This is a genomic window from Streptomyces sp. NPDC012510 (assembly GCF_042955065.1).
Taxonomy (GTDB): Bacteria; Actinomycetota; Actinomycetes; order Streptomycetales; family Streptomycetaceae; genus Streptomyces.
This window is the reverse complement of the sequence record NZ_JBIBEN010000003.1, coordinates 209,041-222,717: the sequence shown is the minus strand read 5'-3', so window position 1 is coordinate 222,717 and position 13,677 is coordinate 209,041. Positions and strand designations below refer to the sequence as shown.

The 13,677-nt window shown below is 71.5% G+C and carries 8 protein-coding genes; 4 read left to right on the top strand and 4 right to left on the bottom strand.

Annotated elements, in window-relative coordinates; all coding sequences use genetic code 11:
* Positions 1 to 25 precede the first annotated feature (25 nt).
* The 3 genes from ACFY9I_RS06420 (at position 26) to ACFY9I_RS06410 (ending at position 5,472) form a co-directional block, all read left to right on the top strand.
* Positions 26 to 2,905 carry an FAD-linked oxidase C-terminal domain-containing protein gene (locus ACFY9I_RS06420; protein WP_390998068.1) on the top strand — a complete coding sequence of 960 codons (2,880 nt, stop codon included), beginning with the start codon at positions 26 to 28 and terminating at the stop codon, positions 2,903 to 2,905.
* Entirely contained in the window at positions 2,902 to 4,341 is a 1,440-nt protein-coding gene (locus ACFY9I_RS06415; protein ID WP_390997436.1) for an aldehyde dehydrogenase family protein, read from the top strand. The genes ACFY9I_RS06420 and ACFY9I_RS06415 overlap by 4 nt, the downstream gene beginning before the upstream one ends.
* Before the next feature lie 159 nt (positions 4,342 to 4,500).
* Positions 4,501 to 5,472, top strand: a complete 972-nt coding sequence (locus ACFY9I_RS06410; RefSeq protein WP_390997433.1) for a TIGR03557 family F420-dependent LLM class oxidoreductase — start codon at positions 4,501 to 4,503, stop codon at positions 5,470 to 5,472.
* Between the two features lie 194 nt (positions 5,473 to 5,666).
* On the opposite strand, the gene ACFY9I_RS06405 is transcribed toward ACFY9I_RS06410, so the two are convergent.
* The gene (locus tag ACFY9I_RS06405; protein WP_390997430.1) at positions 5,667 to 6,596 is read right to left on the bottom strand and encodes a sugar phosphate nucleotidyltransferase; all 930 of its coding nucleotides are present in this window, start codon (positions 6,594 to 6,596) and stop codon (positions 5,667 to 5,669) included.
* 208 nt (positions 6,597 to 6,804) lie between these two features.
* Here ACFY9I_RS06405 and ACFY9I_RS06400 point away from each other — a divergent pair, with 208 nt between their 5' ends.
* Positions 6,805 to 7,290 (top strand): VOC family protein, encoded by a 486-nt coding sequence (locus tag ACFY9I_RS06400; protein ID WP_390997427.1) that lies wholly within the window; start codon positions 6,805 to 6,807, stop codon positions 7,288 to 7,290.
* Positions 7,291 to 7,449: 159 nt separating this feature from the next.
* On the opposite strand, the gene ACFY9I_RS06395 is transcribed toward ACFY9I_RS06400, so the two are convergent.
* From ACFY9I_RS06395 to ACFY9I_RS06385, 3 genes are all read right to left on the bottom strand, one after another.
* Positions 7,450 to 9,651, bottom strand: a complete 2,202-nt coding sequence (locus ACFY9I_RS06395; RefSeq protein ID WP_390997424.1) for a cytochrome P450 — start codon at positions 9,649 to 9,651, stop codon at positions 7,450 to 7,452.
* A 130-nt stretch (positions 9,652 to 9,781) separates the two neighbouring features.
* On the bottom strand, positions 9,782 to 10,864 hold the full coding sequence (locus ACFY9I_RS06390; RefSeq protein WP_390997421.1) for an alcohol dehydrogenase catalytic domain-containing protein: 1,083 nt from the start codon (positions 10,862 to 10,864) through the stop codon (positions 9,782 to 9,784).
* Between the two features lie 196 nt (positions 10,865 to 11,060).
* Positions 11,061 to 13,280: a sulfatase-like hydrolase/transferase gene (locus ACFY9I_RS06385; RefSeq protein WP_390997419.1), complete on the bottom strand. Its 2,220-nt coding sequence runs from the start codon at positions 13,278 to 13,280 to the stop codon at positions 11,061 to 11,063.
* Positions 13,281 to 13,677 lie beyond the last annotated feature (397 nt).

Below are 13,677 nucleotides of genomic sequence, written 5' to 3'. Positions count from 1 at the left end.
CACGCACACCACCGGGCGCGTGACGGTGCGGGGCGAGACGACCGCGAGCGTGGAGCAGCTGGTCGCCCGCCTCGCCGAGACCGCCCCCGGTCTGCGGGTGGAGACCGGGCCGGGCGCCGTCGGCCTCTACTCCTACGACGCCTCCAACTACCGGGTCCCGCCGCGCGCCGTCGCCTTCCCCCGGGGCACCGGCGACGTGGTCGCGGTGCTGCGGGCCTGCCGGGAGACCGGGATCCCGGTGACCGCGCGCGGTGGCGGCACCAGCATGGCGGGCAACGCGGTCGGGCCCGGCGTGGTCCTGGACTTCTCCCGGTACATGAACCGGATCCTGGGCATCGACCCGGCCGCCCGGACCGCGCGCGTCGAGGCCGGAGTCGTCCTCGACGCGCTGGGCAGCGCGACCGCTCTGCACGGCCTGGCCTTCGGCCCCGACCCCTCCTCGCACAGCCGCTGCACCCTCGGCGGCATGATCGGCAACGACGCGTGCGGCAACCGGTCGGTGCGGCACGGGCGGACCAGCGGCCACATAGAGGCGTTGGAGATCGTGACGGCCGACGGCGTGCGGGCCGTCGCCGACCGCACCGGGCTGCACCCGGTCGATCCCGCCGACGCGGAGCACGTCGCGCGCCTCGCGGCGGACGTACGACGGCTGATCGACGCCCATCTGGCGCCGATCCGCACCGAGCTGGGCCGGATCCCGCGTCAGGTCTCCGGCTACCAGCTCCACCACCTGCTGCCTGAGAACGGGTTCGACATGGCCCGTGCTCTGGTCGGCACCGAAGGCTCCTGTGCGGTCGTCACCGCCGCGACGGTCCGCCTGGTGGCGACCGCACAGGCTTCCACACTGCTCACCCTCGGCTACGACGACGTGGTCGAGGCGGCCGAGGACGTACCGGAGATCCTGCGCTGGAACCCCACCGCCGTCGAGGGCATGGACGAGGCGATCGTCGCCACCATGCGAGCCCGGCGGGGGCCCGACTCCGTCACCGGCCTGCCCGACGGGCGCGCCTGGCTGTACGTCGAACTCGACGGCGACGACCAGGACGCGGTGAACGCCCGCGCGGCCGAACTGCTCGACGTCCTCAGGACGCACGGCCGGATGACCGGCGGACGGGTCGTGGCAAGCGCCGCCGAGCGACGCTCGCTGTGGCGCGTCCGCGAGGACGGGGCCGGACTCGCGGCCCGTCTCGTCGACGGAGGGGAGTCCTGGCCCGGCTGGGAGGACGCCGCCGTCGCGCCCGAGAACCTGGCCGCCTATCTGCGCGACTTCCGCAAGCTGCTCACCGGCCACGGGCTGACCGGCGTGCTCTACGGCCACTTCGGCGCCGGCTGCGTCCACGTCCGCATCGACTTCGACCTCGCCACCGACGCCGGCCGGTCCACCACCCGCCGCTTCCTCGGCGAGGCAGCCGCCCTGGTCGTCGAGCACGGCGGAACCCTGTCGGGCGAACACGGCGACGGGCGGGCGCGGGGCGAGCTGCTGGAGGTCATGTACAGCCACCGGATGATCGGGGCCTTCGCCGCCTTCAAGAAGATCTTCGACCCCGAGGGCCTGCTGAATCCGGGTGTCATCGTGGCTCCGGCGCCGCTCGACGCGAACCTGGCGCTGCGTGAACTCCCGCTCGTGGACACCTCCTTCACCTTTCCGCACGACGAGGACGGTTTCGCGGGCGCGGTCCGCCGATGCGTCGGCGTGGGCCGCTGCCGCAGCGACGCCGGCGGGGTGATGTGCCCCAGCTACCGGGCCACCGGTGAGGAGAACGACTCCACCCGGGGCCGGGCCCGCCTGCTCCAGGAGATGGTGCGCGGCGAGACCGTCCAGGACGGCTGGCGCTCGACCGAGGTCAAGGACGCCCTCGATCTGTGCCTGTCCTGCAAGGCGTGCTCCAGCGACTGCCCGGTCGGCGTCGACATGGCCACCTACAAGGCCGAGTTCCTGCACCAGCACTACAAGGGACGGGTGCGGCCCCGCTCGCACTACTCACTGGGCTGGCTGCCCCTGACCTCCGCCCTCGCCGGATACGCCGCCCGCCCCCTCAACGCACTCCTGCGCGGCCCGGTCGGCACACTCCTCGCCCGCGTGGGCGGGGTGACGACGAAGCGGCGCATCCCGGCCTTCGCCTCCCGGAGGGCCCTGCGCAAGGTTCTGCGCAGGGAGAGGACCGGCGAACCGGCGAAGGCCCTGTTCTTCGTCGACAGCTTCACCCGCGCCTTCCGCCCCGAGGTCGCGGGTGCCGTGAGCCGTGTCCTGGCCGACGCCGGCCTCCCCTGCGCGGCCGAGGACGACCTGTGCTGTGGACTGACCTGGGTGAGCACCGGCCAGCTGTCCGTCGCGCGCCGCGTCATGGCCCGTACGGTCGCCCGCCTCGACAACGGCGACGACCGGCCCATCGTCGTGGCCGAACCCAGCTGCGCGGCGGCGTTGAAGCGTGACGTGCCCGAACTCCTCGGCACCGACGCCGCCCGACGTGTCGCGGCCCGGGTCCACACCCTCACCGGCGCTCTGACCGAACTGGCCGCGCCGGACTGGACCCCACCCGCACTGCCGGACAGCGTCGTCCTGCAGACCCACTGCCACGAGTACGCCACGTTCAAGAGCCGCCATCCGCGCGACCTGCTGCGCCGCCTCGGCGTGGGCGAGATCGACGAAGCCGAGGGCTGCTGCGGCCTCGCCGGGAACTTCGGCTTCGAGGAGCAGCACTACGACACCTCGATGGCCGTCGCCGACCTGGCCCTCAAGCCCCGCCTCGACGGCATCGACCAGGACGCGCCGAAGGTCGTCGTGGCCGACGGCTTCAGCTGTGCCACCCAGATCGACCATCTCGCCGGAGACCGAAACATCCGCGCCGTGCACCTCGCGGAACTGCTCGACCCGGCCGCCGAGCCCTCAGGAGAGACGCCATGACCGACACACCCACGCAGCTGTTCATCGGCGGTGCCTGGGTGGACGCCGTCGACGGTGCCACCCTCCCCGTCGACGATCCGGCCACCGGCGAGATCCTCTGCCACGTGGCCGACGCGGGCCCCAAGGACGCCCGTCTCGCGGAGGAGGCGGCCGTCGCCGCCCAGCACGACTGGGCCCGTACGGCGCCCCGGGTGCGCAGCGAGATCCTGCGGCGCGCCTACGAGATCATCCTCGAACGCACCGACGAGCTCGCGCACCTGATGACGTCGGAGATGGGCAAGCCGCTGGCCGAGGCCAGGGGGGAGGTGGCGTACGCCGCCGAGTTCTTCCGGTGGTTCTCCGAGGAGGCCGTCCGCATCGACGGTGGCTTCGGGACGCTGCCCGACGGCCGCAACCGCATGCTGCTCTCCCGCCGCCCGGTGGGACCCTGTCTGCTGATCACGCCCTGGAACTTCCCGCTGGCCATGGGCACCCGCAAGATCGGTCCCGCCGTCGCGGCGGGCTGCACGATGATCCTCAAGCCCGCCCCGCAGACCCCGCTCTCCAGCCTCGCCCTCGCCGCGATCCTCAAGGAGGCCGGGCTGCCGGACGGCGTGCTGAACGTCGTCACCACCTCCCGTGCGGGGGAGGTGTGCGAACCGCTCCTGCGCGGCGGGCGGATTCGCAAGCTGTCCTTCACCGGCTCCACGGGAGTCGGCCGGCTGCTGCTCGCCCAGTGCGCGGACACGGTCGTACGGACCTCGATGGAGCTGGGCGGCAACGCGCCGTTCATCGTCTTCGAGGACGCCGACCTGGACGTGGCCGTGGACGGTGCGATGCTCGCGAAGATGCGCAACATGGGGGAGGCGTGCACGGCCGCGAACCGCTTCTTCGTGCACAGCTCCGTGGCCGGGGAGTTCGGGCGGCGCCTCGCCGAGCGGATGGGCGCGCTCGTCGTGGGGCCCGGCACCCGGGACGGTGTCGACGTCGGCCCGCTGATCGACCGGGCGGGGCGGGCCAAGGTGGAGGAGCTGGTCGCCGACGCCGTGGAGCGCGGGGCGGAGGTGCTGGTCGGCGGCCGTACGCCGGAAGGCCCCGGCTGCTTCTACCCGCCGACCGTGCTCGCCGACGTGGACCCCGCGAGCCGGCTGATGGACACGGAGATCTTCGGCCCCGTCGCGGCGATCCTCACCTTCGACGACGAGGACGATGTCGTACGCCGCGCCAACGACACCCCCTGGGGCCTCGTCGGCTACGTCTTCACCGAGGGCCTCGACCGTGCCCTGCGCGTCAGCGAACGCCTGGAGGTCGGCATGGTCGGCCTCAACACCGGGCTCGTGTCCAACCCGGCCGCGCCCTTCGGCGGCGTCAAGCAGTCGGGCCTCGGCCGGGAGGGCGGCCGGGTCGGGATCGAGGAGTTCCTGGAGTACCAGTACCTCGCGGTGCCCGTGCGATGACGGCGGTCATGCCCTGACCGACGCCCCATCCCGCACCGCGCGGGCCGCCCCCGTGCCCGGTCACCCCCTATCTGGCCGGGCACGGGGACGACGGCCTTCTCTCTCCACCTCCGGTCGACCGAGCGTTTCCCGTGCGTCATGAGGGGGACCCGAAGCCGCATGGTGCACATCGGATACACGATGATGACCGAGCAGGCCGGCCCCCGTGACCTGGTGGACCACGTCGTCCGCGCCGAAGACGTGGGTTTCGACTTCTCGGTCGTCTCGGACCACTACTTCCCCTGGCTGCGCTCCCAGGGGCACTCCCCGTACGCGTGGAGCGTCCTCGGCGCGGCGGCCCAGGCCACGTCGCGCATCCCGCTGATGACGTACGTGACCTGCCCGTCCGTGCGCTACCACCCGGCGGTGGTGGCGCAGAAGGCGGCCACCATGCAGCAGCTGTCGGAGGGCAGGTTCCGGCTCGGGCTCGGTTCGGGAGAGAACCTCAACGAGCATGTGGTCGGGCGTGGTTGGCCCCCGGCCCGCGTACGGCACGAGATGCTCGAGGAAGCGGTGCACATCATCCGCGCACTCTTCGACGGCGGCCAGGTGACCCATCACGGCACCCACTTCCAGGTGGACTCGGCCCGCCTGTGGGATCTGCCCGACGCCCCGCCACCGATCGGCATCGCCGTCTCGGGCGCCCGCTCCTGCGCGCTCGCCGGGCGATCCGCGGACCTGGTCATCGCCACCGAACCCGAGAAGGAACTGCTGGACGCCTTCGACCGGCACGGCGGCACGGGCAAGCCCAGGGTGGGCCAGCTCCCGGTGAGTTACGACCCCGACCGCGACACCGCCGTCCACCGCGCCCACGACCAGTTCCGCTGGTCCGGGCTCGGCTGGAAGGTCAACTCCGAGCTCCCCCACCCCGATTCCTTCGAACAGGCGACCAAGTCCGTGACCCCGGACGACGTGGCCGCGGCCATCCCCTGCGGCGACGACCCGGACGACTTCGTTACGGCCGTACGGAGCTACGCCGACGCGGGGTTCGACGAGATCGCCCTCGTACAGATCGGCGGCGACTCCCAACACCAGTTCCTGGACTGGTCGGAGAAGACCCTGCTCCCCGCACTCCACGACGCCCTGGGCTGACACACCGGCGATGCCCGGCCGCACCGGCCTCCGGCCCGACCCGGTGGGCCGCCGCTTCACCGCCTCGTCCGGAACTCATCGGCAGCCCGGACGGTGCCCGGCCGGATTCGGCACCGAACCAGGCCGCCCTCCTCGCGGCGCACCGCGTCCTCACGGTGGAACGATCGGAGGGCGGCCCCAGTAGGGAACGGAGGTCAGGTGCCGGTGTCCGCCGCGTCGGAGGCGGCACGGTCGGCGTCGAGACCGGTGACCAGGCCGCGCAGGAGCGGGCCGTACTCCGGGTGGGCGAGGGCGAACGCCATCTGGGCGACCAGGTAGTCGGCCGGATTGCCGGTGTCGTACCAGCGGCCCCTGATGACCTGCCCGTACACCGCCCGGGTGGCGGCGTAGGCGTTGATGGCGTCGGTCAGATAGACCTCGCCGGTCCGGTGCTCGTACCAGCGGCGGGTCTGCTCTCGCAGCTCGTCGATGATGCCGGGAGTGACGACGTAGCCGCCGATGGCCGCGAACGACGACGGGGCGGCGGCCGGCTCGGGCTTCTCGACCAGGCCGGTGATGCGCAACTGGCCGTCGCCGAGGTCCTCCTTGACGATGGGTACCCCGTAGCGCTGCGACTCGGTGGGGTCCATCGGCAGGAGGGCCAGCACCGGGCAGCCGGTCTGCTCGTAGGCGCGGATCAACTGCTGGGCACGGGGGATCTCGGCGACGAAGACGTCGTCGGGCCACAACACGAGCACCGGCTCGTCTCCGAAGGCCCGTGCGGCGTTCAGCACCGGGGTGCCGTTGCCGTAGGGGCCGTACTGGTCGAGGTAGGTGATATGGCCCCGGCGGGCGAGTTCGGCGACCTCCTCCACGGCGTCCGCGTAGGCCGTCTTGCCGTCTTCGCGGAGCTGCCGGACGAGGGCGGGGTTGGGGCGGAAGTGGTCCTGGATGAGGCTCTTGCCGCCGGAGACGACGATGGTGATGTCGGTGATGCCGGAGTCCACCAGCTCGCGCACGGTGTGCTCGATGACCGGTTTGTCGCCGACCGGGAGCATCTCCTTGGGGGTCGCCTTCGTCAGGGGCAGCAGACGGGAGCCGAGTCCGGCGGCGGGGATCACGGCCCTGCGGATCGTCGGAGACATCAGGTCTCTCTCGGTCGGGATGGCCAGGTCGGTGGAGCTCAGCCGATCCTGCCACGTGGGCCGCCCGGTCGGCCGACCGGGCCGTCCGGCCGACCGGCCGGAGGGACGGGAAGCCGGGCGAAAGGCTCCGTCGCGGCGCTTCTAGGTCAGAAACAGACCTATACGCGCCGTAGCCTCGAAAGGAGCACATGGACTCGGGAGGCAGGCGATGACCGTGAAACCGATCCCCGACGGCTACCACACCGTCACGCCGTGGATCATCTCGCGCGACACGGCCGGACTGATCGACTACCTGAAGGAGGCGTTCGACGCCGAGGAGATCGCCCGGGTCGTAGGGGAGGACGGCCGGATCGGGCACGCGGAGGTGCGGATCGGCGACTCGGTCGTCATGCCGTTCGACGCGCCGGAGGGCTGGCCGCTGACGCCTGCCTTCCTCCGTCTCTATGTCGAGGACGCCGATGCCGCGCACCGCAGGGCCGTCGCGGCCGGCGGCACGTCCGTGACCGAGGTGACGCATCTTTTCTTCGGCGACCGGATCGGGCGGGTACGCGACCCGCTGGGCAACCTGTGGTGGCTGCAGACGCGGGTGGAGGACGTCAGCCCGGAGGAGATGCAACGCCGCCTCGGCGACCCGGGCTGGATGAAGGCGATGGCGTACGTCCAGGGCGCCGACTTCTTCCCGGGGGCCGACTGACCCCGTGCCTGCCGGTGGGGAAGTTGCGTGTTCGTCCCGTCCCGCTCCCATCCCCATCCCCATCCCCATCCCATCCCGTCCCGTCCCCGTCGCCCGAGCGGTGCAGGGCGGCGGGGACGGGACGTCCGGGGCGCCCGAGGGTCGGTCGGCGGCCGGGCGTCAGAGGTCGAGGACGAGGCGGTCGCCGTGGCAGCGGCCGACGCAGATCATCATCGTGCGTCCGGCGAGGCGTTCCTCTTCGCTGAGCACGGAGTCCCGGTGCTCGGGTGTCCCGGCGAGGACACGCGTCTCGCAGGCGCCGCAGTACCCCTTCTCGCAGTCGTAGGAGAGGCCGCTGACGGCATCGCGCAGCACCTCGACGAGGCGACGGTCCGGCGGCACGGTGAGGGTGACGCCCGTGCGCGCGAGCCGGACGTCGAACGCGCGGTTGTCGGCGGCGCCGAAGGCCGTCTCCAATTCGTCGCCGGCGGCGAAGCGCTCCAGGTGCAGCCGGTCTGTGAGATCGAGCCGGGCGCACTCGTGCTCGACCGCCGCCAGCATCGGCGCCGGCCCGCACGCGTAGACCGCTGTGTCCGCCTCCAGCCCGCTCAGCAGCCGGGGGAGATCCGGCAGGCCGGCCTCGTCCTGCGGGAGCAGGGTGAGCGCGTCGCCGGCGACGGCGGCGAGGTCGTCGGTGAACGCCATCGTCGAGCGGGTGCGGCCGCCGTACACGACGGTGAAGGGCGTGCCTCGTCCGGCGGCCTCGCGGACCATGGCGAGGATCGGGGTGACGCCGATGCCGCCGGCGATGAACAGGTACGACGGCGCGGGCACGAGCGGGAAGTGGTTGCGCGGCCCGCGTACCGAGAAGGTGGCTCCGGGGCGGGCGAGTTCGTGCAGCTCGACCGAGCCGCCCCGGCCCTGCGGCTCGTGGAGGACGCCGATGCGCCACGTCGTGGTGTCGGCGGGGTCGCCGCACAGCGAGTACTGGCGCAGCCTGCCCGAGGGCAGACGCAGTTCCACATGCGCGCCGGGCTGCCACGCGGGCAGTTCGCCTCCGTCCGGCAGGACGAGGTCGACGGCGACGACGCCGTCGGCCGCCGCGCGGACCTCGGTCACGCGCAGCGGCGTGGGTGTGGTCAGCGCGCGGATCGAGCCGGCCGCCGCGCTCGCCCGCGGGCCGGGCGTGAAGACCGCCGGGACCGCGTCCCAGCCGGACTGATTGCCGCGCGTCGGGTAGGGGACGAGCCCCTCCTCTATCACCCGGTAGTCGGGCAGGCGGGTCAGGACCTGGGTCATCATCGCGCGGAACATGGCCCGCGCGAGGTGCGCGCCGGCGCACCGGTGCGACCCGATCCCGAAGCTGAGGTGCCGGCTGGCGTCACGGTCCAGTCGTACCTGCTCGGGGTCGGGGAACACGGCGGGGTCGTGGTTCGCGGCGACCCACGGGATCAGCACCCGGTCGCCCGCCTGCATCGGGCAGCCCCCGACCTCGGCGTCCTGGGTGACGGTGCGCGCCATCGACTGCGACGGGGCGAACGCGCGGAGGAACTCCTCGGTCGCTCTGTCCAGCAGATCGGGGGAGTCGATCAGCTTCCGGCGCTGCTCGGGGTGGCGCGCGAGGTGGACGAGGGTCGAGCCGGTCAGGGAGGTGGTGGTGTCGACACCGCCGGCGATGAGCAGGCCGATCACCGACACCAGCTCGTCCTCGCCGAACTCGCTGCCGTCGGCGCGTCGGCCGGCCACCAGCGTGCTGACCCCGTCGGGCCTCGGCTCGGTCCGGCGTTCGGCGATCAGCTCACGGATACGCCGGTCCATGTAGGCCAGTCCGGCGGCCCCGCGCGCGGCGCGCTCGCTGCCGGCCGGAGCGGCGAAGATGTCGTGGATCGGCCCGGCCAGCTTCGCCCAGTCCTCCTCCGGGAACCCGAGCCAGTCCAGGGTCACCGCGGCCGGCAGCGGGTTGGTGAGGTCGCGGACGAGGTCGCAGGAGCCGTGCTCGATGAACTCGTCCACGATGCGGGCGGCGTGGCGCTCGATCATGGGGACCAGATGCTCGACCGCCTCCGGGGTCAGCAGCGGGTTGATCAGTTTCCGGTACTCGGTCGCCCGCGGCGGGTCGAGCTCGATCGGGTACTGCTCAAGTCCCGGCCCCTTGGGGATGACGATGCCGACCCCCTGGCCGCCGTGGTCGCTGCGGGCGGAGGAGAACGTCTCGTCGTCACGGGCGATGCGGGCCACGTCGGCGTACCGCGTCGTGTAGTGGAAGCCGCCGTGTGCAGCGGACCGCCCGACCGGGCAGGCCTCGCGGAAGCGCGCGTAATAGGCGACCGGGTCGGCGTTGGCCTCGTCGGAGTGGTGGTCGAAGTCGATGTCGGCGGACATGGTGGGCACGCTCCACGTGCTCGGACCTGTGCGCGGTGTTGTCCGGCCGCGCCACCGGATGCGGGGTGCCTCATCGGCGTCGGCCACCCTAAGGTGTCGCGCCGCCTGCGACAACGTCTCGGGAAGACGCTCAGAAGGTCAGTACGGCCTTGCCGACCGCGCCGGACCGGACCGCCGCGACGGCCTCGTTGATCTGCTCGAACGGGAAGAACGTGATCATCTTTTCGACCGGGAACCGGCCGTTGGCGTTGAGGTCGAGCAGTCGCGGCAGGAACAGCTGCGGCAGGCTGGACCCGCCGATGATGCCGGTGACGGTGCGCCCGTTGAGGATGCTGCGCCACTCGAAGCTCATCGACTCGCTCGGGCCGATGCCGATGACACCGGCGCGGCCGAGCGGCCCGAGAGCCTCCACCGCCGTGCGCAGGACGTCCTCGCGCCCGGTGGTGTCGATCACGAAGTCGAACCCCTCGGGCACGAGGGCGGCCAGCTGTTCGGCGGTGTTTCCGGCCGAGGAGTCGACGGTATGTGTGGCTCCGAAACCACGGGCCGCCTCGAGCTTGGCCGGGTTCACGTCGACGGCGGCGACGACATCGCAGCCGCTCAGTCCGGCGGCGATGACAGCGGCCACGCCGACAGCCCCGGCTCCGAACACCGCGATCGACGAGCCGGGGCGCGGCTGCAGCACGTTGAGCACGCCACCGGCTCCGGTCTGGAAACCGCAGCCGAAGGGGCCCGCCCGCAGCAGGTCCAGCGACGGGTCGATCCTGACGACCGCCCGCTCCGGTGCGACGACGTGGTCGGCGAACGACGACTGGCCGAGGAAGTGGGCGTTGACCTCTCGCCCCCGGTGGGTCACCGCGGTGGATCCGTCGGGCCGGCGACCGGAGAAGTTCACCGCGTCGAAGCCGCGGCAGTAGGCGGGCGAGCCGGTGCGGCACAGCGCGCACGTGCCGCACGACGCGAAGGACATGGCCACGTGGTCGCCCGGACGTACGGAGGTGACGTGCGCGCCGACCTTCTCGACGACACCCGCCCCTTCGTGCCCGAGCAGCGCCGGTGTGGGGAAGAAATTGGCGAACTCGAGGTCGGTACCGCAGATGCCGACGGCGGCGACGCGGACGAGCACCTCGTCGGGGCGGGGTTCGTCCAGGTCCACCTCGGTCAGGACGAACGGCTGTCCGGGCTGCTCCAGCAGAGCGGCGGTGGCACGCACAGGGCCTCCTTGGTGACTCGCATTGCGAGATAGCATATTGTCATGTGCGACATGGCCGGTCAAGGTTCGGCCTAGGACGCCCGGCGCGACCTGGTATGCCCCCAGGGCCTACTGCTACGACCGGACGCAGGCGCATCGCCATGCCGAAAGGAGTGGTCCCGCCGCTCACGCGGCGGGACCACATACCGGTCTTCGCTCAGTCGGCGGCCATCCAGGAGGCCATCAGACCGCCGTCGTCCGCCAGTGCCCCGTCGAGGTCCAGATCGAAGCGCACTTGGCCGAAGTGGCCCGGGTACGCCCGTCCGGCCGACGGTGCCGTCACCACCGGCGCCAGCGGATCACGTCCTACGCTGAGGCCGTTACCGCCCGTGTAGTACGGCACCACACGATCGATGGTCGCGCGTACCGGTGCCAGGCCGGGCGTGGACAGCTCCGCGCAGGCGCCGCCGGCGGTGGTGGGGCGGTAGAGCACGTTCAGATCGAGAGTGCCGGTCGGCAGCGGACCCAGTTCGAGTGTGTCGTACACCTCACCGAAGTAGTTGAAGTCCAGCCGCGCCGATCCGTCGGCGATGTGCAGGACGACCCCGCCGAACGACCCGCCGAAGGAGAAGATCGCGCCTTCCTGGCCGACGTGGTCGGTCAGCCTCGTGGACATCGTCCAGGCCGCACGGAGCAGGGCCGGGACGGCCGATTCCGCGATCCGCTCGGCCCCCTGGTAGTAGACGAGCGAGGGCTGCGGATCGGGGCGTGCCGAGCGCTCGACGAAGCGGTCGTCAAGGGGCAGCACACCGAACCGGTGCGCCTCGCGCCACCACGTGTCGACCATGTCCTTCAGACGCTCGGGCTTCTGGGCGGCGAGGTCGTCGACCTCGGAGAAGTCCGCGTCGAGGTGGTAGAGCTCCCACTCGTCGTCGGCGTACTTGACGCCGGTCTCGTGCAGGGTGACGGCCTTCCAGCCGTTCTTGTAGAGGCCCCTGTGCCCGCCCATCTCGAAGTACTGGGTGCGCTCGGCGGCCCCGTTCTCGCCCGCGAGTGAGAACGGCACGCCGTGGATCGGGATGTGGTCCTCACCATCGGGGACGCTGACGCCTGCCACTTCGAGCAGTGTCGGGGTGATGTCGATGGCGTGCAGGAACGCGTCGTGCACCCGGCCGGCCTCGCCGGTGCGGCCCGGCCAGTGGACGACGAGCGGGGCGCGGACGCCACCGCCGAAGGTGTAGTGCTTGTACAGCTTGCACGGCGTGTTGCCCGCCTGTGCCCATCCTGCCGGGTACAGCGGATACGTCGTGGGCGAACCCAGCTCGTCGATACGCGCGGCGGAGGTGTCGTCCACCGGCGGGAAGCCGTTCAGCGCGATCAGCTCGTTCCAGGTGCCCGATTCGCCGGCCTCTCCGGAAGCGCCGTTGTCCGACACGACCATGACGAGGGTGTTCTCGTCCGCGCCGAGCGCGGCCAGCCCGTCGAGGAACCTGCCGATCTGGGCATCGGCATGCTCGATGTAGCCGGCGTAGATCTCGGCGTAGCGCGCCATGAGTGGCTTCTGTTCCGCGGTGAGGTCCTCCCAGCGCGGAACGTCCGGGTTGGGTTCCGGCAGCTGGGTTCCGGGGGGAATGACACCGGTGGCGAGCTGACGCTGGAACACGCGGTCCCGTTCGACGTCCCAGCCCTCGTCGAACCGCCCGCGGTACTTGCTGCGGTACGGCTCGGGTACCTGGTGCGGTCCGTGGCCGGCGCCGAACGCCAGGTACGCGAAGAAGGGGCGGTCCGGATCTCCGGAACGATGATCCCTCACCATCTGCAGCGCGGCGTCCGCCAGGTCCTCACTCAGGTGGTACTTCTCGCGCGGCGGGTCGATGAAGTGGTTGTCCCGCACCAGGTTCGGCCTGTACTGGTCGGTTTCGCCGCCCAGGAATCCGTAGAACCGGTCGAAGCCCTTGCGCAACGGCCAGTGGTCGAACGGACCGGACGGCTTGATCTCCTTCATCGGAGTGAGGTGCCATTTGCCGATCGCGTAGGTGCGGTAGCCCGCCTGCTGGAGTATCGAGGGCAGCATCGGTGCACGGTGCGAGACCGACTCCCGTCCGTTCGGGAAGCCCGACGGGAAGCCGGCGAGCATGCCCATGCCGACCGAGTGATGGTTGCGTCCGCTGAGCAGGCAGGCCCGGGTCGGCGAGCACAAGGGCGTGACGTGCAGATTCGTGTATCGGGTCCCCTCGGCCGCGAGGCGGTCGATGGTCGGCGTCTCGATGGCACCTCCGAAGCACCCGAACTGCGCGAACCCCACATCGTCGAGGACGATCACTGCGATGTTCGGGGCCCCTGGCCCCGGGTGAGGTACCGGCGCCTGCCAGGGCGTCGATTCCGCGACCGTTTCGCGGATCACGCCGGCGAATTCCGGCTCGAACTCATTGCCCATTGTCTGCCTCGTTTCTTGGCCCGGAGTCCGATTGGCCCCCGAGTGCGCGGTCGCGCGCCATGTCGGGCGAGTGGCAGCCGAGGCGGCGGCCCATCGTTCGGAGCCCAGCGCGTTGGAATGCCTTCGCGGCCGATGTCCCATCCAGCGCTCTACCGTAATGCGAGATGATGTCTCGCTTCGCAATATGCGCGGTCATGGTAACGCATGCCCCTCGGTCGACCAAGGAGGCGACGGATGAGGGTTCCCTCTTGAGCGGCGTCAGTCACCTGGGCTGGGGGTCAGGGGTGGGATGTTCTGTCCACTGGTCGTCCGGCCGACCCTGTCGGGGTTGTCCACCATCATCCGGTCAGCGGCTGGTCCCGCGGTTCAAGGTGGGTGCGCTCGCGCCGCTCGACGT

Bases quoted from the DNA above. Each gene is read 5' to 3' on its own strand.
- ACFY9I_RS06415 (WP_390997436.1), top strand. From the start codon at position 2,902: ATGACCGACACACCCACGCAGCTGTTCATCGGCGGTGCCTGGGTGGAC.
- ACFY9I_RS06410 (WP_390997433.1), top strand. From the start codon at position 4,501: ATGGTGCACATCGGATACACGATGATGACCGAGCAGGCCGGCCCCCGT.
- ACFY9I_RS06405 (WP_390997430.1), bottom strand. From the start codon at position 6,596: ATGTCTCCGACGATCCGCAGGGCCGTGATCCCCGCCGCCGGACTCGGC.
- ACFY9I_RS06400 (WP_390997427.1), top strand. From the start codon at position 6,805: ATGACCGTGAAACCGATCCCCGACGGCTACCACACCGTCACGCCGTGG.
- ACFY9I_RS06395 (WP_390997424.1), bottom strand. From the start codon at position 9,651: ATGTCCGCCGACATCGACTTCGACCACCACTCCGACGAGGCCAACGCC.
- ACFY9I_RS06385 (WP_390997419.1), bottom strand. From the start codon at position 13,280: ATGGGCAATGAGTTCGAGCCGGAATTCGCCGGCGTGATCCGCGAAACG.